Source organism: Pseudonocardia oceanicola (assembly GCF_047200735.1).
Taxonomy (GTDB): domain Bacteria; phylum Actinomycetota; class Actinomycetes; order Mycobacteriales; family Pseudonocardiaceae; genus Pseudonocardia.
Map to the genome: position 1 here is coordinate 99,137 of NZ_JBJZON010000004.1, position 19,075 is coordinate 118,211.

The window sequence follows — 19,075 nt, forward strand, 5'->3', positions numbered from 1 at the left end:
TCACCGGGGTGGAGTTCGGTTTCGATGACCGGCTCTCGCCGGTCGTGCGGCGCGTCCTTCCCCAGGTCGTCGCCACCCTCTCCGGCCTCGTGACGCGACCCGTCGACGGGTCGTCGGGCACTCGGCGGCCGGGTCCTCCGCCCCTGCTCCGGGCGCGTCGCTCCTCCTAGCGTCACCGCCCATGACGACCACAGTGACCACCACCCGGCCCCCCGTCACCCCCCACGAGCGGCGCGTCGAGCTCGTGGCATCGGCGATCACGGATCACTCGGAGCTCGACCACGACGCCGCGGTCGCCCTGGCCACGCACATCCTGCAGGTCCTCGACCACGTGCCCGAGCACATCCGCTGACGCGGTTGCGCCGCGACCGGGCCCGCACCGGCGGACTCCGGGGTACCGCCGCCGTGCTCGACCGGGGTGCCGCGCCTCGCGGTGCGCTCCGCGGGTCTGCGCCGAACACCTCCTCGACGTGGGCGGCCGGTTCGGTGCCCGCGATCGTTCCGACGCCACCACCACCACCACGACGGGAGGCCTGCCATGACGCGGCCCCGAGTGACCGAGATCGGCCTGTCCGCGGGCAAGCGGGCCCGCCTGCACCGCATCCTGCACGAGCACGGCCTGCGCAACGGGACCGGCCTGTTCCTGCCCTACGACCAGGGCCTCGAGCACGGCCCGCGGGACTTCGCCGTCAACCCGGCGGCGTCGGATCCCCGGTACGTGCTGCGGCTGGCCGTGGAGGGCGGCTTCAACGGGATCGTGCTCCAGATCGGCCTGGCCGAGAAGTTCGCCTGGGAGTACGCCGGCGAGGTTCCGCTAGTCCTCAAGCTCAACGGGAAGACCGACATCCCGCCGGACGACGCCGCCCTCTCGCCGCTGCACGCCTCGGTCGAGGACGCGGTGCGGCTGGGCGCGGATGCGGTGGGTTACACCCTCTACGTCGGCACCCCGTCGGCCGAGGCGGACTACGCGCAGCTGCGCCGGGTGCGCACGGACGCCGACCGGCTCGGGATGCCGCTGATCGTGTGGGCCTACCCGCGCGGCTGGGTGGTGGCGGAGAAGGGCGGGAAGGACTCGTTCTACCAGGTCGACTACGCCGCGCGGGTGGCCTCGGAGCTCGGCGCCGACGTGGTCAAGGTGAACTTCCCGCACCCCGAGAAGCACACCGGGGTGCCCGAGGAGTACCGGCACCCGGTCGAGGCCCAGGAGGCGATCGACGCGGTCGTCCGGTCGGCGAACCGCACCCTGCTGCTGGTCTCCGGCGGCTCCCGGACGGGCGACGAGGCCATGCTGGACAAGGCCCGGATGGCGATGGAGGCCGGCGCGACCGGGTTGATCTTCGGGCGCAACGTCTGGCAGCGAGGGCACGACGAGTCCCTGCGGTTCGTCGACCGGCTCCGCGAGATCCTGGCGAAGTATCCGTCCTGAGGGCCGCTGCGGCGCCGGGCGGGTCCTTCGGCACCTGTGCCCCGCCGGCCGCCGGTCACGGCCGTGGCTGATGCCGCGGCGCGGTAGCGGCAGACCGTCGACGGTGGAGCGGGGGAGGGGCGCCATGTCGTACATCGACCGGGTGGACGCCGGGCGCAGGCTGGCGGCGCGGCTGCGGCACCTGCGGACGGACCGGGAGGATCTGGTGATCCTCGGGTTGCCCCGGGGAGGCGTGCCGGTCGCCTACGAGGTGGCCCGGGCGCTCGACGCGCCGCTGGACGTGATCGTGGTGCGCAAGCTGGGCGTGCCGTTCCAGCCCGAGTTGGCGATGGGTGCGGTCGGCGAGGACGGCGTTCTCGTCCTCGGCGAGCGCGTCGTGCACGCGATGCACGTCAGCGAGTCGGAGCTGGCCGAGGTGGAGCGGCGGGCGCGGGCGGAGGTGGAGCGCCGTGCGGCGCGGTTCCGCCGGGGCCGGCCGCGGCTGCCGCTGCAGGGCCGCACCGCGGTCCTGGTCGACGACGGGGTCGCCACCGGATCGACCGCGCAGGCGGCGTGCCGGGTGGCGCGGGCGCACGGGGCGGCACGGGTGGTGCTGGCGGTGCCGGTGTGCGCGCCGGACGCGGCCCGGGCGCTGCGCCACGAGGTGGACGAGCTGGTCTGCCTGGACGTCCCGGAGTGGTTCGGCGCGGTCGGGCAGTTCTACCGCGACTTCCGGCAGACCTCCGACGAGGAGGTCGTGGACCTCCTCGAGCGGGCGGCGCCGGTGACCTCGCCGGTGCAGCCGGCCGCCGGGGACTCGCCCGCCCCGGACGGCGCCGTCGACCAGGACGTGGAGACGGCCGCCGGAGGGGCGCGACTGGCCGGGCACCTGACGGTTCCGCAGCGGGCGACGGGGCTGGTCGTGTTCGCGCACGGCAGCGGCAGCAGCAGGCACAGCCCGCGCAACCGGTACGTGGCGACGGTGCTGCAGCGGGCGCGCCTGGCCACCCTGCTGGTCGACCTGCTGACGTCACGGGAGGAGCTCGACCGCGCCCGCGTGTTCGACGTCGAACTGCTCGCGGGCCGGCTCGCCGAGCTCGGCCGGTGGGCCCGCGGACTGCCGGAGTGCCGCGGGCTGCCGCTGGGCTACTTCGGGGCGAGCACGGGCGCGGCGGCCGCGCTGTGGGCTGCGGCGGACGACCCGGCAGTGGGCGCGGTCGTCTCGCGCGGCGGGCGCCCGGACCTGGCGGAAGTGCGGCTGGGCGAGGTCCGCGCGCCCACCCTGCTCGTCGTCGGCGGGGCCGACACGCTGGTCCTGGAGCTCAACCGCCGCGCCCAGGCGCTCCTGCGCTGCCCGAGCCGCTTGGCCGTCGTGCCCGGCGCGTCCCACCTGTTCGAGGAACCGGGCGCCCTCGGGCAGGCCGCGGCGCTGGCCCGGGACTGGTTCGGCGAGCACCTCGTCGCCGCACCGCACCCCGTCGCCTGACGCCCCCGGCGCAGGTCGACCGGGTTGCCGGCCGGTGAGCGCGCTGCAGGAGCCGTGGCGGTGCGGCGATCGTGGCGACCTCAGACGGTGGCCAGGTCGAGCAGGTGGTGCGCTCCGGTCCGGACCCGGGACCCGTACGGCCGACCGGCCCGGTCGAGCGTCGCGGCGAGCCACTCGGCGTCCTCGGCGGAGGCGCGCTGCAGCCGCAGGCGGCGGGAGCGGAGGGGAACCATGCGGAGCCGGCGGAGGGCGCCGGTCGTCGGGTCGAGCGTGGCCAGGTACGCCAGCCGCAGATCGGCCCGGTACTCCTCGTACCCGCTGACGCCCTCGTAGTCGTCGACGAGGTCGCCGCAGCCGTGGAGGACGAGCCGGCCGCGATGGACCTCCACCGGGCGCGGGTGGTGCGAGGAGTGCCCGTGCACCAGGTCGACGCCGGCGTCGACGAGGCCGTGGGCGAAGCGCCGTTGCTCGGCGCCGACCTCGTAGCCCCAGTTCGACCCCCGGTGCACCGACACGACCGCGATGTCGTCGGGCGTGTGCACGGCGGCGAGGCTCGCCACCACCTCGTCGACGGACCGGTCGACGTCGTCGGCGACCAGGGCGACCCCGGGTCGCGTGGCGGTGGCCGCCCAGCCCGGCGGCACCCCGCTCGAGGTGTGCGCGACCGAGAGCACGACCAGACGCCTGCCGCCCGTCAACGGGACCACGGCCGGCCGCCACGCCTCGGTCGCGTCCCGCCCGGCCCCGGCGGTCCGCAACCCGGCCGCGGCCAGGACGTCGAGCGTCTCGCGCAGGCCCTCGGTGCCGAAGTCCAGGACGTGGTTGTTGGCGAGGCAGCACACGTCGGGGTGCAGGGCGTGCAAGGTGGGCAGGTTGGCCGGGTGCATCCGGTAGTGCACGGCCTTGTGCGGGGCGAACGAGGACGACGTCGTGACGGCGGTCTCCAGGTTCACGACGCGCGCGTCCGGCGCGGTCTCGCCCAGGACCGCGGCCAGGTCGCCCCACGGCCACCCCGGCTCCACCGGCTGCGGCACGGCGCCGCCGGCGGCCTCGGCGAGGTGGACGTAGGTCCGCGCGTCGCGCACGGACCGCTCGCGCAGCTGCGGGTCCCCGGGGTGGGGGAGGATCTGGTCGATCCCGCGCCCGAGCATCACGTCGCCGCTCAGGAAGATCGTGAGGTCCTCGCGTGCCGGGGCCCCGCCGTGTCCCCGGCGCTCCCGCCCGCGGGAGGTCACGGGAACCCGCAGAGCGCGCCGCTGCCGTCCCGCGGCCGGCCGGCGGGTTCGGCGGGGTCGGCCTGCACCGCCCGCCACCGGGGCAGGAGCTCCTCGACCGAGGTCGCGCGGGTGTCGACGTACACCGTGGCGAAGGGGCCGTCCGCCCCGTGGAGGTCACGCCGTGCGTCAATACGCGTGGTGTCGGGGCTGCGGAGCCGCTCGTCCATCCCCCGACGCTCGCCGGGCAGGTCGGCGGCGACCAGGGCCGAACGTCCGCACGCGGTCGGTGGCCCGCGGGTCCGATGCTCGCCGCGCCCCGGTCGGGCCGGGTCGAGTGGCCGAGGTCGGCGCAGCCTCGTGAAGGCTCTGCGGCGGCGGGCTCATCGGCCCTCCCGGCCCGGGAAGGAGGGCCCTCGTCCTGGTGCGCGCCGTGGAGGACCGTCGGGGGCACCGGAGACGAGCGATGGAGGAGGACGTCGTGCACGAGGCGAAGCGGTGGACGGTAGCGATCGACATCGACGAGCACGACGGGAGGACGCGTGCGGTGGCGCGGCTGCACACCCGGGACGCCGATTCCGTGGTGGGGGTGGGCCTGGCGAGGTTGAACCCCACCGACCGCGACGTGCCGGAGATCGGTGACGAGCTGGCGGTCGCCCGGGCGCTGTCGGAGCTCGGCCACCGCCTGCTCGAGATCGCGGCCGAGGACCTGGAGCGGGTGGACGCGACCGCGCGGGTGCGTGGCTGAGCGGGCGGGACCTGCCACGCCGACCGCACGACGGCCGGTGGGCCCGCGAGGTCGCCGGGTCGCGGCGCGAGCCGCGGGAGCCCCCGGCGAACCCGGGGAATTCGTGAACACGGTGCGTTCGAGAGGTTCTCGTGAACTCGGTGTCTCCGGGAGGTTGCGGAGGCCTGGTTCTGCTCGCAACGACCTCGCGATCGGAGGTACCGGCTTGATCCGAGTGGCGACAAAATCGGCTCTGCTCTTCCGTGTGTCGACGGTCCCGGCTACACAGAGCACCGACGTCGGAGCGGCGTCGCGCGGGGAGAAGGCAGAGTCAGGGGGCTCGCTTCCTCCGCGGGCCGGGTGGCAAGAGTCGGACTCGCCCCGGTCGGAGGACAGGGGAGGACGGCGTGGCCGGTGGGCCGGCAGTCGTCCTTCCGGGGGCGGATCGACCGACTGAGGACACCAATGGGCGAGCAGCCCGACTCCCGGCGGAAGCGCGCGCGCGACCGGGAAGCCGAGTGGATCGAGGCGCCGGACGAGCCGGCGCTGACGTTCGCGGACCGGCCACGGACCGAGCTGGACCGGCTGTTGGCGCAACTGCTCGGCCGCGCTCGGGACATGATCGCGACCCAGGAGCGGTTGCGCGAGCTGCTGAGGGCGAGCCAGACGATCAACGCCGATCTGGCGCCGACGGCGGTGCTGGAACACATCGCGACAGCCGCGCGCGAGGTGGTGGGCGCCCGCTACGCCGCTCTGGGTGTCCTCGACGGTCAGGGCGGGTTGGCGGAGTTCGTCCACGTCGGGATGCCGGACGTGCTCGTGGACGCGCTCGGGCACCTGCCGCAGGGCAAGGGTCTGCTCGGGGCGCTGATCGCGGATCCGCGCCCGCTCAGGATCGAGGACCTGTCGGCCGATCCGAGGTCCTCGGGGTTCCCGCCCGGGCATCCGCCGATGGGCGGCTTCCTGGGGGTGCCGATCCGGATCCGGGACGAGGTGTTCGGCAACCTCTATCTCACCGAGAGCACCCGCGGCGGGTTCAGTGCCGAGGACGAGGAACTGGCCCTGTCGCTCGCGGCGACCGCCGCCGTCGTGATCGACAACGCGCGCCGGTACGCCGCCGCCCGCCGCCGCGGGGAGTGGTCGGCCGCGACCGCCGCGGTCACCCGGCGGATGCTGACCCCGGACGTCGGCCGGCCGCTGGGTGCGATCGCCGAACACGCCCGGCGGCTCGCCGACGCCGACCTGGTCGCGGTCCTGCTGCCCGACGAGGAACGGCGCAGCCTGCAGGTCGACACGGCCGTCGGCGGGCCGACCCTCGGTGTCGCGGCCGTCGAGCTGGTCGGGTACCGCAGCCCGGTCGACGGCAGCCTCTGCGGCCACGTGTTCAGCACCGGCCGGTCGCTGCGGCTGGCCGACGCCCGCGACCATCCCGGCCTGCCGCCTCCGGAGCCGGCCGATGCCGTCGAGATCGGCCCCGTACTGGTGGTCCCGCTCACCGGGAACGCCCAGAACGCGGGAGTGCTGGCCGTCACCCGGCTCGCCGGCCGTGCCCCGTTCGACCCCGAGGACCTGACCATGGCGGCCGGGTTCGCCGCTCAGGCCGCCGTGGCGCTGGAGCTCGACGACGCCCGTACCGAACGCGAGCGGGCGGCGATGCTCGACGAACGCGACCGCATCGCCGCAGACCTGCACGACCACGTCATCCAGCGTCTGTTCGCATCGGGGCTGGCTCTGCAGGGCCTCGCCGCGCGGGTCCACCCGACGCACGCGGAGAGCCTCCGGTCGGCCGTGGTCGACCTGGACGACACCATCGCCCAGATCCGTACCAGCGTCTTCGCCATCCGGCACACCCGCGCCGGGCCCGCCGACGAGGTGCGTTCCACGGTGCTCGCCGTGGTCACCGAGGCCGCGACGGTCCTCGGGCAGGCCCCGCAGCTGCGGTTCTCCGGTCCCGTCGACACCGTGCTGGCCGGCCTCGACCCGACCGACCGCAGGGAGCTGGTCGACGACCTGTGCGCCGTCGTCCGCGAGGCCCTGACCAACGTGGCCAAGCACGCCCACGCCACCCGTGTCGAGGTCGACCTCCGCGTCACCGGCCCCGACGATCCCGGCCCCGACGATCCCGGCCCCGACGATCCCGGCCCCGACGCGCTCCTGAGCCTCGTCGTCTCCGACGACGGCCTCGGCATCCCTTACTCCGGCCGCCGCAGCGGGCTGGCCAACCTGCGCCGCCGCGCCGAACGCCACGGCGGACACCTGACGATCACCCGGGTCGCCCCCCACGGCACCCGGGTGGAGTGGTCGGTCCCCCTGACGCCGGGCGACCCCGGCGCGCGCCCCGCGAGCTGACGTGGCGGCCCGACCACCTCAGCGGTGATCGCGCGGGAGGAAGATCGTCAGTACCGGGGGTCTCTCCCGGGTCAGGACGAGCCGGCCGCCCTGGGCCTCGACCAGGCGCGTCGCGAGCGGCAGGCCGAGTCCGGTTCCGCCCGCGCCCTCCCGGTCGGCCCCGTCCCGGTCGGCCCCGTCCCGGTCGGGCACGTCTTCGGGGTCGGGGGCACCGTCGAAGCCCGGGCCCTCGTCCTCGACGTCGACCGCCACGGCCTCGCCGACCTCCCGCACCCCGACCCGGGCCCGTCCGGCCCCGTGGAGCAGGGCGTTGTCGAGCAGGACCGCGAGCGCCTGGCGGAGCGCGGCCCGCGAACCCCCGACGACGGGGCCGGGATCCGCCCGCACCGGGTGCGCGTCCGACGCGGGTCCGGGCTCGTCGCCGTCCTGGCCGACGTCGACGACGAGGCTCCGGCCCTCGGCGAGGAAGCGGGGCCGGTAGGTCTCGGCCACGTCGTCGAGCAGGGCGCGCAGCTCGACCGGCCCGGTTCCCCCGCCGCCCCGGGCCCGCGCGAGGTGCAGCAGCTCCTCGACGGTCCGCGCCAGGCGCTCGGTCTCCGTGATCGCGGCGTCGAGAGCGGCGTCGACGTCGGTGCTCGGCCCGGCCCGCGCGTTCTCCAGCCGCAGCCGCAGCGCCGCCAGCGGTGTCCGCAGCTGGTGGGAGGCCTCCGCGGAGAACGCCCGTTCGCGGGCGAGGAGGTCGTCGAGCCGGGCCGCGGTGGCCGTGAAGGCGGTGCCGACCGCGTCGACCTCGGCGACCCCGGCCCGGGGTGCCCGGACGCTGAAGTCCCCGTCCCCGAGCCGCTCGGCGAGCACCGCCAGGTCCTCCAGCGGACGGGAGAGGCGTCGCGCCTGGCGCCTCGCGATCACCCAGCCCGCCACCAGGACCAGACCCGCCAGGCCCAGCATGGCCGCCCAGATCGGCACGAGCTCCGCGTGCACCGCCGACACCGGCCGCGCGGCCCGGACCGCGCCGATGATCTCGTGCTCGCCGGTGACCGGGGCCGTGGCGATCACGGTGCCGCCGCTCTCGACGATGCCGGGACCCGCACCCCGCAGGGCGGCGGCGATGTGCTCGTCGCCCACCGGGGGCCCACCGCCGAGGAGGCGCACGCCGTCCTCGTCGAAGAGTGTGACCTGCCTGTCGTGCCTGCCACCCTGAGCGGCGGGCAGCGCCGGCGGGATCCGGTCGTGGGCGAGGTCGTTGAGCACGGCCGCGGCCGTGAGGTCGGCGATCCGCTGCAGGGTGACGCCCTCCTGCGCCTCGGCGTAGCGGGCGAGCCCGGCGGCGAGCGGGATGCCGAACAGCGTCACCGCGATCGCTGCGATGACCACCGCGAGGGAGACGATCCGGGTGCGCACGCCGGCGTCACCTCCCGTCGCCCGGGACAGGGTCTCGGTGCACGCTAGGCCGTCGGGGGTTCGAGGCGGTAGCCGTGGCCGCGCAACGTGCGGATCCGGGGCACCAGCGTCCCGGCCGGGAAGCCGGACAGCCGCTTGCGCAGGGCCGCGACGTGGACGTCGAGGGTCTTGCTGGCACCGCCCCAGCGGTCGTCCCACACGTCGGCCATCAGGGTCTGCCGGCTCAACGCGGCCCCCGCGTCGCGGACGAGGCGTTCCAGCAGGTCGAACTCCTTGGCCCGCAGGACGAGCTCCCGGCCGTGCACGAAGACCCGGCGCTGCCGCAGGTCGAGCTCGAGGTCGCCGAGCCGCACCGGCTCGCCGCCACCCGAGGGCTGCGCGCGCCGGAGGTGGGCGCGCACCCGCGCGAGGAGCTCGTCGCGCCGGATCGGCTTGGTCAGGTAGTCGTCGGCGCCGGCGTCGAGGCCGACGACGACGTCCATCTCGGCACCGCGGGCGGTCAGGATCACGACGACGGCCTCCACGGACCGGTCGCGCAGCCACCGGCAGACCCGGATCCCGTCCACGTCCGGGAGCCCGAGGTCGAGCAGGACCAGGTCGATCCGTCCGCCGGTCTCGACCGCCTCGAGCGCCGCACGGCCGGTGTGCGCCCAGGACACGTCGTGGCCGTGCTGGGTCAGGCTGTCCACCAGGCCCTCCCCGAGGCCCTGGTCGTCCTCGACCAGCAGGATGCGTGCGCCCACGGGGGCATCGTCCGCGGACGGCCCGGTCATCGGCCCGCGTCCGTTCCGGCCCGCCCGGCGGGGGCGGGCGGGGCCGAGCCGCTCCCGCTCCGGCGGCCCGCCCACCGGTAGATCTCGTCGACGCCCCAGACGACCACCGGCATCGGCAGCAGGAGCAGCAGCACCCAACCGGGCAGGGCGGCGGTGCCGAAGACGGTCTGCAGGACGGGCAGGTAGATCACGGCGGCGGCGAAGGCGACCTCGAAGGCGATGCCGGCGAGCAGCAGCCGGTTGCTGCCGATCCCGATGCGCCACAACGAGGTGTGATCGGTGCGGGCGGCGAAGGCGGTACCGATCTGGCAGGCGACGATCGCGGCGAAGCTGGCCGTGGTGGCCTGCAGGTACAGCGGGTGCAGCGGTGCTCCGGGGCCGGTGTCGGCGCCGGGGGTCCAACCGCCCTGGTGGAGGACGAGCAGGAACACGGCGAGGCCGAGGGCCGCGGAGACCACGCCCATGATCCCCCAGGCGCGCAGCAGCATCCGCCGGTCGATCACACCGCGGCCGCGGTGCTGCGGCGGGCGGGCCATGAGCCCCGGCTCGGCCCTCTCCCGGCCGAGGGCGAGTGCCGGCAGGGTCTCGGTGCCCAGGTCGACGGCGAGGATCTGCAGCACGGTCAGGGGGAGCGGGACCAGGCCGCCGGACAGGGCGAACAGCAGGAACGGCACGACCTCGGGGACGAGGTGGGCGAAGATGTAGAGCACGAACTTGCGCACGTCGTCGAAGACCCGACGGCCCTCCTCGACCCCGGCGACGACCGTGGCGAAGTTGTCGTCGGTGAGGATCATGGTGGCGGCCTCGCGGGCCACCTCGGTGCCCTCGCGGCCCATGGCCACCCCGATGTCGGCATGGTGCAGCGCGGGGGCGTCGTTGACGCCGTCGCCGGTCATCGCGACGACCTGGCCGTCGGCGCGCAGGGCGTCGGCGATGCGCAGCTTGGCCTCGGGCGCGGCCCGGGAGAAGACGATCTCCTGCCCGGTGGCCAGCAGCTGGTGCAGGGCCGGATCGGGCATGGCGTCGAGCTCGTCGCCCTCCACGACGCGGTCGGCCCGCAGCCCGACCCGGCGGGCGACCTCGGCGGCGGTGCGGCCGTTGTCGCCGGTCACCACGTGCACGCGGATGCCCGCGGAGTGGCACGCGGCGACGGCGGCGGGCACCTCCGGGCGGGGCGGGTCGAGCAGCCCGACGAGGCCGAGCAGCTCCAGCCCGGGCCCTTCGGCGACCTCGCGGTCGGGTGGGGTGTCGGCGGGCCAGGCGCGGCGGGCGACGGCGAGGACGCGCAGGCCGCGGTCGGCCAACCCGGTCACGGCGGCCTCCACGGCGGCGGTGTCGTCCGGCTCGAGCCGGCAGCGCGGGACGAGGACCTCGGGGGCGCCCTTGACATGGATCCACCGGCTCCGGGGCCGCTCCCCGTCCTGGTCGTCCCCGTGCTGGTCGTCCCGGTGCTGGTCGTCCCCGTGCAGGTCGTCCCCGTGCAGGTCGTCGTCGGGGACGTCGTCGAGGGTGGCCATGGTCCGCCGCCGGGCCTCGAAGGCGAACAGGGCCCGGCGGTCGCGGTCGCGGGTCCCGACGCGGACGTCGGCACCCGCCCCGGCCGCCATCGCCAGCAGCGCGAGCTCGGTCGGGTCCCCGGTCCCGGTCGCCGGGTCGGCGGTCGCGCAGCGGGCGACCGCGGTGGCGAGGTCCGGGCCGGGCGCGGCGACCGGCCGCCCCGCGCCGTCGCGCACCTCCTGCACCGTCATCCGCCCGAGGGTCAGCGTGCCGGTCTTGTCCGTGCAGATCACCGTGGTCGAGCCGAGGGTCTCCACCGCGGACAGCCGCTTGACCAGGGCACCGCGGCGGGCCATGGCGCGGACCCCGCCGGCGAGGGCGAGGGTGATGGTCGGCAGCAGCCCCTCCGGCACGTTGGCCACCAGCAGACCGACCGCGAACACAGCCGCTTCGGCCCAGCTCAGCCCGGCGAGCACGCCGAGGGGCAGGAACGCCGCCCCGACCCCGAGCGCGACCGCGGCGATCAGGTAGGCGACGCGGCGGACCTGACGCTCCAGCGGGCTCTCGTCGTGGCCCCGGCGTCCGGTCAGCGCCGCGATCCGGCCGATCTCGGTGTGCCGGCCGGTCGCGTGGACGACCGCCTCCGCCGAGCCCGCGACGCAGGCGGTGCCGCTGAACACGAGCACCGGGGAGTCCAGCTTCCGGCCGGCGGTGTCCGGGACGGCGGCGTCGCGCTCCACCGGTACCGACTCGCCGGTGAGCGCGGCGGCGTCGATCTCCAGCGCGCCGGACAGCAGTCGGGCGTCGGCGGGGACCCGGTCGCCCTCGGCGATCAGCACCACGTCGCCCGGCACCAGTTCGGCGGCCCGGATCTCGCCGACCGTCCCGTCGCGGCGCACCCGCGACCGGGGTGGCAGGTAGCGGCCGAGTGCCTCGACCGCCCTGCTCGCCTGGGTCTCCTGGACGAACGCGAACACCGCGTTGAGCGCGACCACGGCGAGGATCGCCCAGCCCAGCTCCCGAGTCCCGGACAGGAACGCCAGCGCCGCCGCGACGATCAGCAGCAGGGCGAGCGGATGCACGAACTGCCGCACCAGCGCCCGCGGCCAGCCCCGGCCCGCCCGGTGTTCGAGCACGTTGGGGCCGTAGCGGTCGAGCCGGCGGGCGGCGTCCGCGGAGCTCAGCCCCGAGCGGGAGGAGCGCAGGTCGCGCAGCAGCACCTCCACCGGCTCGCGAGGATCGGCGGCACCGGTCGTCGTCGACGGCTCGGTGCTGCGCGAGGTGCTGGTGGTCGACACAGCCGGGCTCCCGGTGATCACGTGGACCGTTCCAGACAACCTGCAGCGGGCGCCCGGGGTGCAGGGGCCTTCGGCCCCTCCCGGTGGGACGCTCAGCCGGGACCGGACAACCCGCTCGCCCGGGATCGGCACGCTCGCCGACCTCCGCCCGGATCCACCGCCGCCCGCATCCACCGCCTCCGCATCCACCGCCTCCGCCCCGATCCACCGTGGACCTTCGGCCCTGATCCCGCGGTGGTCGGCGGCCGTAGGGTCGTCCCGAGCGACAGTGGGGCCCGAGCCCCTGCGCGATCGCCGCATCTCCCGGAGGAGCACATGATCGAGAAGCTGGGCGACCTCCCCGACGGCGTGCTGGGACTGCGCGTCGGAGGGCGCCTCACCCCGCAGGACTACGACGACGTCATCGTGCCGATGGTCGAGGACGCGATGCGGGACTCCGGCCGGCTGCGGTGCCTGATCGAGATCGACGACGACTTCACCGGGCTGACCCCGCCGGCGGTCGTCGACGACGTGCGTCTGGGGCTCCACGCGTTCGGCGCGATGGACGGCGCCGCGGTCGTCACCCGCCTCGGCTGGATCACGACCGCCACCCGGTGGGCGGTGTTCGTCGTGCCCTTCCCGATGCGCGTCTTCGCGCCGGGCGAGCGGACCGCGGCCGCCGCATGGCTCGCCGCCCTGCCGGCCGGCGCCGCGATCGACGCGGTTCTCGACGAGTCGACCGGCGTCGTGACCGCCGAGGTGACCGAGGCTCTACGCATCGAGGACTTCGAGACGCTCGCCGCGACGGTCGACCCGTGGATGCGCGAGCACGGCGAGCTGCCCGGCCTGGTGCTGCACCTGCGCGGAGTGCCGCGCTGGACGAGCCTCGGCAGCCTGCTGCGGCACGTGCGCTTCGTCGTCGGGCACCAGGGAAAGGTCGGTCGCCTCGCCCTCGCCACCGACGTCCCCGTGGCCACGGCGGCCGCCTCGACCGTCGAGCACGTCGTGCACCCGCAGGTCCGGGTGTTCGGGTACGCGGACCTGGCGGGCGCGCAGGCCTGGGCGGCGGGATCGTGACGGCCGGGGAGGTCGCGGCGAAGGTCCGCGACGCGATGAGCACGGCGGTGACGACGCTGCGGGCGGACAGCCCCGTGCAGGCGGCGGCGTCCGTCCTCGCCGCGCACGGACGCAGCGTCGCCCCCGTCGTCGACGGCGGCGGGCGCCTGGTCGGCATGGTGACGGCGGCCGACCTGGCCTGCTGCCCGGACCTCCCGGAGGGCTGGCAGGCCGAGGTCGACCCCGAGGCCGTGGTCGCCGCCGTGATGACGCACCGGCCGGTCCGGGCGCAGCCGGAGGACGACCTGGCCGAGGTCGTCGGCACGATGCTCGACGCGGGGATCCGGGCCGTGCCGGTGATCGACGGCGGCCGGGTGGTCGGGATCCTCACCCGGTGCGACGTGCTGCGCCTGGTCGCCGCCCGGCAGCCGCGGGCCGGGCGGGCGTGGCCGGGGAGCACGGGTCCGGTGAGCCGTGAGCATGCCTGAGCAGCGGGCGGAACCGGCCGAGCGCGCCCCGGTGCACGGCGCCGCCGCACCCGGCGAGATCGTCGTCGGGGTGGACGGCTCGCCCTCGTCGCGACACGCCCTGCAGTGGGCGGTGCGGCAGGCGGCGCTCACCGGGGCGCGGGTGCGGGCCGTGATCGCGTGGTCGATCCCGGTCTCGTACGGACCGATGCCGATCCCCCAGGTGTGGGTGGACTGGCCCGCGATCGCGGCCGAGACGCTGGAGCTCGCCGTGCGCGACGCGCTGCCTGCCGAGCAGGCCGCGGAGGTGACGACGGAGGTCGTCGAGGGCGGCGCGGCGCCGGTGCTGCTCGACGCCGCGAAGGACGCCGGGCTCCTGGTCGTCGGCAGCCGGGGGCACGGCGGCTTCGCGGGCCTGCTGCTGGGGTCGACCGCGCAGCACGTGACCACCCACGCCCGGTGCCCGGTGGTGGTCGTGCACGAACCCCGCTGAGCCCCACCTGCCCGCCGACCTGCGCCGACCTAACCCGCGGGCGTGCTCGCCGTCCCTTCCCGCCGCCGCGGGCGGGCCACGCCGGCCGGGGAGCGCGGGGCCAGCAGGACCGGGCAGCTGGAGGCCTGCAGCAGCACCGAGGTCAGGGCGCCGAGGCCAGGGCCGAGGTGCCGGCCGACGATCACGAGCTGGGCGGCGTCGGAGAGCTCGAGGACGGACCACGCCGGTCGGCCCCGCTCGACGGTGCAGCGGATCCGCAGGCCGGGGTGGTCCGCGGTCACCGTCGCGGCGATCTCGGCCAGCGCCCGCTCCGCCGCTACCCGGTGCGGGACCCGCTGCCGGCGGCCGAGCCGGGCGGCGACGTCGGCGGGACGCTCGTCCCAGATGTGCGCGATGTGCAGGTCCGCGTCCCGGGCCGCGGCGGTGTCCGCCGCGTACCGCACGAGGGCCCCGCTGCCGGGCCGCCCGTCGACGGCGACCAGCACGGGCCGGGCCCGGTCCGGGACCGGGCGGCCCGGTGCGGCGCGCACCACGGCGACGGCCGGGCGTGCCGCCCGGACCAGTCGGGCCGCCGTCCGGCCGAGGGTCGGTAGTGCGCGGCCGCCACCCCGGTGCCCGACGACCAGGAGCTCGGCGTCCGCGGCCAGCCGGGCGAGGACCTCGTCCGGGCGACCGTGCAGGACCCGGGTGCCGACGGGCACGCCCGGGCCGTTGATGCGGGCGACCGCGGCGGCGCGCCGCACGATGTCCTCCGCGACCAGCGGTGGCCCCGCCGTCCGGCGGGCGAGCACGCAGGCGATCTGCAGCGGGAGGCCACGCAGCCGGGCCTCCTCCGCCGCCCAGGCGACCGCCCGGGTCGCGCCGCCCGATCCGTCCGTGCCCGCGATCACGGGGCGGGCGCTCATCGCGTCCACATCGGGAACCAGGTCGTGGTGGTCATGCGCCGAGCATGATCCGGTCCCGCCCCGGCCCGCAGGTGCCGACCGACCCGGCGGGTACCGACGTTGGGCCCGAGAGGACCGACCCGGGCCGTTCGGCCCGTCCGGAGGGGTCGGAGCGCCGCTGTGCGCGCGGGCGCCACGGCCCGACCGTGGGGAGGTGGGCTACGAGTCGGGAGGAACCATGTCGGGCATGGTCGGCGGCGCGGTCGTCGTCGGGGTCGACGGATCGGACCCCGCCCTGGAGGCGGTGCGCTGGGCGGCGGTCGAGGCGCGCGAGCGGCATGCGTCGCTGCGTCTCGTCGTCGCGGTCCCGCCGCCGCCGGAGCACCTGGTGCTCCCGCCGAGGGGAGGCGAGCGGGCGCACCAGGCGCTGCTGAACGACGCTCGCGAAAGCGCCGAGGACGCCGCCGCAGTGGCCGCCGCAGTGGCCGCCGCCGTCGCGCCCGGCCTCGAGATCGACCGCGAGGTGGTCAGCGGGTCGCCGGCCGAGGTGCTCGCCGAGGAGTCGGGCACGGCGTCGCTGGTCGTCGTGGGCAGCCGTGGGAGGGGCGGGTTCACCGGCCTGCTGCTCGGCTCCGTCGGCCGCCGGCTCGCCGCGAGCGCGCGGTGCCCGGCGGTGGTCGTGCGTGGCCGCACCGATCGCGGGGACGCGATCGTCGTCGGGGTGGACGGGACGCCCCGCGACGAGGCCGTGGTCGGCTTCGCGTTCGAGGAGGCCGCCCGGCGGGGCGGGCAGGTCGTCGCCGTCCGGGCCTGGAGCGAGGCCAAGCTCGACGCGGCCCTGGAGAACCTCATGGACTGGGACGCGATCGCCGCCGAGGAACGCGCCCTGGTGGCGCGGGCGCTCGAGCCGTGGACCGAGAAGTACCCGGGGGTCGAGGCGCGGGCCGTGCTCGTGCGGGACAACGCCGCCGAGGCACTCGTCGAACGGGCCGCGGGCGCCGCCCTCATCGTGGTCGGGTCGCGTGGCCGTGGCCCGGCGCGCGGGCTGTGGCGCGGGTCGGTCGGGCAGGCCCTGCTGCACCACGCCCCGTGCCCGGTCGCCGTGGTCCACGGGGGGAGCACCGCTGCGGAGCCGGCCCGGGAGTCGTCCCGGGAGCCGGCCGCGCCGGCCGAGGAGGCCGGCCGATGAGGGCGCTCGACCCGCGCTGGGTCCGACCCCTGTCGGCCGTCTCCGTGGCCGACGCCGCCGAGGTCGGGGGCAAGGCCGCCAACCTGGGCGAGCTGGTCGCGGCGGGGTTCCCGGTGCCGAACGGGTTCGTGGTCACCGCGGACGCCTACCGGGACTCGATCGGGGCCGCCGGGGTCGGCGAGGAGATCGCGACGCGCTACGCCGAGACGCTGCGGGCCGCGCGCGAGCACCGGAGCCGGCTCTCCCTCTCCGCGGACTGCGAGCGCATCCAGGAACTCGTGCACAAGGCCGGGCTCGGCGCCGATCTCGCGCAGCAGGTCCACACCGCCTATGCGGGGCTGGGCATCGAGGACCTCGGACCGGCCTCCGTCGCCGTCCGGTCCTCCGCGCTGGGCGAGGACAGCTCGTCCGCGTCGTACGCCGGGGTGCACGCCACGTTCACCGACGTCCGCGGTGCCCGTGAGCTGTGTGACCGGATCGTCGACTGCTGGGCGTCCGCGCTGGCACCGCGGGCACTCGCCTACCGCGCCGAGCGCGGCGACACCGCCCAGCCGGTCGTCGCCGTCGTCGTGCAGCTGATGGTGCCGGCGAAGCGTTCGGGCGTGGCCTTCACCGCCGACCCGACCACCGGACTGCGCGACCGCGTGGTGGTCGAGGCGGCGCTCGGGTTGGGCGAGGTGGTGGTGAGCGGGGCCGTCGAGCCCGACACCTACGTCCTGTCCGTACCCGACCTGCAGATGCTGTCGGTGCGGGTGGGGCACCAGACCCATGAGATCGTCCGCGGGGCCGACGGGCACGACGTCACGGTGCGCCTGGCCGACGAGCGGGCGAGAGCCCGCGTGCTCGTCGACGCCGAGGCGCAGGCGGTCGCCCGGCTCGCCCTCCGGGCGCAGGAGCACTACGGACGCCCGCAGGACGTGGAGTGGGCGATGACCGCCGACCACCTCTGGCTCGTGCAGGCCCGGCCCGTCACGACCGTGTCGGCCACCACCGGGCCGACCTCCACGGGGTCGACCTCCACGGGGCCGACCTCCACGGGGCCGGCCACCACGGGGCCGGCCTCCACGGGGTCGACCTCCACGGGGTCGACCTCCACGGGGCCGACCACCACGGGGCCGGCCACGACCGGGCCCGCGCCGGAGGCGGACGGTGCGCCCCGCGGCGTCGTGCTGGCGACGGGCCTCGCCGCCGCGCCCGGACGGGCGAGCGGTCCGGTCCGGGTGCTGCACGAGCCGCGGGAGGGGGACCGCCTGAGGCCCGGCGACGTGCTGGTCGCGCCCCGGACCGATCCGGACTGGCTGCCGACGCTGCGACGGGCGGCCGCCGTGGTCACCGACCAGGGCGGCGTGACCTGCCACGCCGCGATCGTGGCGCGGGAGCTGGGCATCCCGTCCGTGGTGGGGACCCGCACGGCCACGGCCGACCTGTGCGACGACGAGGTGGTCACCGTCGACGGGACCGCGGGTCAGGTCGTCCGGGGCGGTGTCGAACGTGCCGCCCCCGCCGTGGTCCGGTCCCCGGCCGGCGGGGTCGAGGCCCTGACCGCCCCCGGCGCCGGGCCGGTGCCTCCGGTGGCGCAGCGGATCACGACGGGGACTGAGCTGCACGTCAACCTGGCGCTGCCGGAGGCGGCCGAGCGCGTCGCCGCGCTCGACGTCGACGGGGTCGGCCTGCTGCGCGCCGAGCTCGCGCTCACCTCCGCCCTGGGCGGGCGGCACCCGCGCGCGATGCTCGCCGCGGGCGAGGAGGCGGCCTTCGTCGAGGCGATGGTCGGGGCCGTCGGCCGGATCGGGGCGGCGTTCGCGCCGCGTCCGGTGCTCTACCGCACCACGGACCTGCGGAGCAACGAGTTCCGGGGCCTGCGGGGCGGCGAGGAGTTCGAGCCCGTCGAGCGGAACCCGATGATCGGCTACCGGGGTGCCTTCCGCTACCTGCACGAGCCCGACCTGTTCGCGCTGGAGCTGCGGATGCTCGCCGAGGTCCGCGACCGCTGCCCGAACGTGCACCTGATGATCCCGTTCGTGCGGACCCGCGGGGAGCTCGCCGCGGTGCTGGACCTCGTCGACGGCAGCCCGGTGGGCCGCCGGCGGGGCCTGCAGAAGTGGTTGACCGCCGAGGTGCCCTCGGTGGTGCACTGGCTGCCCGAGTACGTCGGGCTGGGCATCGACGGCATCTCCATCGGCAGCAACGACCTCACCCAGCTCGTGCTGGGCGTCGACCGTGACTCCGAGCGGCTCGCCGAGCTCTACGACGAGTCGGACCCGGCCGTGCTCGCGACGATCTCCTCGATCCTCGAGCAGGCCACGATGCTCGGCGTGCCGACGTCGTTGTGCGGGCAGGCCCCGAGCCGGGTGCCGGGGTTCGCCGAGTTCCTGGTGCGCGCCGGCATCACGTCCATCTCGGTCAACCCGGATGCGGTCGGCGCGGCCCGCGCGGCCGTCGCGGCCGCCGAGCGTCGCGTGCTGCTCGAGGCCGCGCGCCGGACGGAGGTGCGGCCGTGACCCGCCGGGTGTCGGCATCATGAACGCCCGGATCGGGGACTGGCTGATCGTCCCGCCCGGCCCGCACGAGAGCCACGGCCGGCGCGGTCAGATCGTCGGGCTGCTCCATCCCGACGGCTCGCCGCCCTACCGGGTCCGGTGGCTCGACGACGACCACGAGAGCCTGGTCTTCCCGCCGCCGGACGCCCATCTGGAACGGCACGCGCCCGGCGGCGACCCGCCGGGCCCCGACGGCCGCAACCGTCCCGCGCTCACGTGACCACCGGCCCGCAGACCCGGGACCCGGGACCGTGGGCCGGTCGGCCCGGACCGGGCCAGGCTCGTCCCGACGCCGGCGACCCGTCGGCAACCGGCAG

At 76.4% G+C, this 19,075-nt stretch carries 17 protein-coding genes; 11 read left to right on the plus strand and 6 right to left on the minus strand.

Translation table 11 applies throughout. The annotated features are described in order from the left end of the window. Window positions 1–181 precede the first annotated feature (181 nt). The 3 genes from ACL02T_RS08585 to ACL02T_RS08595 all read left to right on the plus strand — a co-directional run bounded on the left by ACL02T_RS08585 (window position 182) and on the right by ACL02T_RS08595 (window position 2,891). Window positions 182–352: a DUF6307 family protein gene (locus tag ACL02T_RS08585; protein WP_412830076.1), complete on the plus strand. Its 171-nt coding sequence runs from the start codon at window positions 182–184 to the stop codon at window positions 350–352. 186 nt (window positions 353–538) lie between these two features. Then, entirely contained in the window at window positions 539–1,426 is an 888-nt protein-coding gene (locus ACL02T_RS08590; protein WP_412830077.1) for a class I fructose-bisphosphate aldolase, read from the plus strand. A 124-nt stretch (window positions 1,427–1,550) separates the two neighbouring features. After that, a complete protein-coding gene (locus ACL02T_RS08595; protein ID WP_412830078.1) occupies window positions 1,551–2,891 on the plus strand; it encodes a phosphoribosyltransferase family protein in 1,341 nt (446 codons plus the stop codon). Window positions 2,892–2,971: 80 nt separating this feature from the next. Here the strand turns inward: ACL02T_RS08595 and ACL02T_RS08600 are convergent, their stop codons facing one another. Together ACL02T_RS08600 and ACL02T_RS08605 are read right to left on the minus strand one after the other, a co-directional pair. Continuing rightward, window positions 2,972–4,126 carry a CapA family protein gene (locus ACL02T_RS08600; protein ID WP_412830079.1) on the minus strand — a complete coding sequence of 385 codons (1,155 nt, stop codon included), beginning with the start codon at window positions 4,124–4,126 and terminating at the stop codon, window positions 2,972–2,974. After that, window positions 4,123–4,335 carry a hypothetical protein gene (locus ACL02T_RS08605; protein ID WP_412830080.1) on the minus strand — a complete coding sequence of 71 codons (213 nt, stop codon included), beginning with the start codon at window positions 4,333–4,335 and terminating at the stop codon, window positions 4,123–4,125. The genes ACL02T_RS08600 and ACL02T_RS08605 overlap by 4 nt, the downstream gene beginning before the upstream one ends. Before the next feature lie 236 nt (window positions 4,336–4,571). Here ACL02T_RS08605 and ACL02T_RS08610 point away from each other — a divergent pair, with 236 nt between their 5' ends. Together ACL02T_RS08610 and ACL02T_RS08615 are read left to right on the plus strand one after the other, a co-directional pair. Next, complete coding sequence (locus ACL02T_RS08610; protein WP_412830081.1) at window positions 4,572–4,853, plus strand: DUF1876 domain-containing protein; 282 nt, start codon at window positions 4,572–4,574, stop codon at window positions 4,851–4,853. Window positions 4,854–5,297: 444 nt separating this feature from the next. Beyond that, window positions 5,298–7,181, plus strand: a complete 1,884-nt coding sequence (locus tag ACL02T_RS08615) for a sensor histidine kinase (protein ID WP_412830082.1) — start codon at window positions 5,298–5,300, stop codon at window positions 7,179–7,181. Window positions 7,182–7,199: 18 nt separating this feature from the next. Here ACL02T_RS08615 and ACL02T_RS08620 read toward each other — a convergent pair whose 3' ends face one another. From ACL02T_RS08620 to ACL02T_RS08630, 3 genes are read right to left on the minus strand one after another with little or no spacing between them, the layout of a single operon-like run. Further along, on the minus strand, window positions 7,200–8,582 hold the full coding sequence (locus ACL02T_RS08620; RefSeq protein ID WP_412830083.1) for a sensor histidine kinase: 1,383 nt from the start codon (window positions 8,580–8,582) through the stop codon (window positions 7,200–7,202). 44 nt (window positions 8,583–8,626) lie between these two features. Further along, window positions 8,627–9,325, minus strand: coding sequence for a response regulator transcription factor (locus ACL02T_RS08625; RefSeq protein WP_412830084.1), 699 nt, complete (start codon window positions 9,323–9,325; stop codon window positions 8,627–8,629). Window positions 9,326–9,351: 26 nt separating this feature from the next. Continuing rightward, window positions 9,352–12,150 (minus strand): cation-translocating P-type ATPase, encoded by a 2,799-nt coding sequence (locus tag ACL02T_RS08630; RefSeq protein ID WP_412830085.1) that lies wholly within the window; start codon window positions 12,148–12,150, stop codon window positions 9,352–9,354. A gap of 315 nt (window positions 12,151–12,465) precedes the next feature. Between ACL02T_RS08630 and ACL02T_RS08635 the strand changes: the two genes are divergently transcribed. Genes ACL02T_RS08635 through ACL02T_RS08645 form a run of 3 tightly spaced genes read left to right on the plus strand, consistent with a single transcriptional unit; the run spans window position 12,466 to window position 14,145 of the window. Next, window positions 12,466–13,206 (plus strand): SpoIIAA family protein, encoded by a 741-nt coding sequence (locus ACL02T_RS08635; RefSeq protein ID WP_412830086.1) that lies wholly within the window; start codon window positions 12,466–12,468, stop codon window positions 13,204–13,206. Next, complete coding sequence (locus ACL02T_RS08640) at window positions 13,203–13,673, plus strand: CBS domain-containing protein (protein ID WP_412830087.1); 471 nt, start codon at window positions 13,203–13,205, stop codon at window positions 13,671–13,673. The genes ACL02T_RS08635 and ACL02T_RS08640 overlap by 4 nt, the downstream gene beginning before the upstream one ends. Then, entirely contained in the window at window positions 13,666–14,145 is a 480-nt protein-coding gene (locus ACL02T_RS08645) for a universal stress protein (protein WP_412830088.1), read from the plus strand. Before ACL02T_RS08640 ends, ACL02T_RS08645 begins: the two co-directional genes overlap by 8 nt. 29 nt (window positions 14,146–14,174) lie before the next feature. Here the strand turns inward: ACL02T_RS08645 and ACL02T_RS08650 are convergent, their stop codons facing one another. Beyond that, complete coding sequence (locus tag ACL02T_RS08650) at window positions 14,175–15,050, minus strand: universal stress protein (RefSeq protein WP_412830089.1); 876 nt, start codon at window positions 15,048–15,050, stop codon at window positions 14,175–14,177. 217 nt (window positions 15,051–15,267) lie between these two features. Here ACL02T_RS08650 and ACL02T_RS08655 point away from each other — a divergent pair, with 217 nt between their 5' ends. The 3 genes from ACL02T_RS08655 to ACL02T_RS08665 are packed head-to-tail and all read left to right on the plus strand — an operon-like array spanning window position 15,268 to window position 18,978. After that, window positions 15,268–16,218, plus strand: a complete 951-nt coding sequence (locus tag ACL02T_RS08655; RefSeq protein ID WP_412830090.1) for a universal stress protein — start codon at window positions 15,268–15,270, stop codon at window positions 16,216–16,218. Next, window positions 16,215–18,719, plus strand: a complete 2,505-nt coding sequence (ppsA, locus tag ACL02T_RS08660) for a phosphoenolpyruvate synthase (protein WP_412830091.1) — start codon at window positions 16,215–16,217, stop codon at window positions 18,717–18,719. Before ACL02T_RS08655 ends, ppsA begins: the two co-directional genes overlap by 4 nt. Window positions 18,720–18,738: 19 nt before the next feature. Continuing rightward, window positions 18,739–18,978: a DUF1918 domain-containing protein gene (locus tag ACL02T_RS08665; protein ID WP_412830092.1), complete on the plus strand. Its 240-nt coding sequence runs from the start codon at window positions 18,739–18,741 to the stop codon at window positions 18,976–18,978. Window positions 18,979–19,075 lie beyond the last annotated feature (97 nt).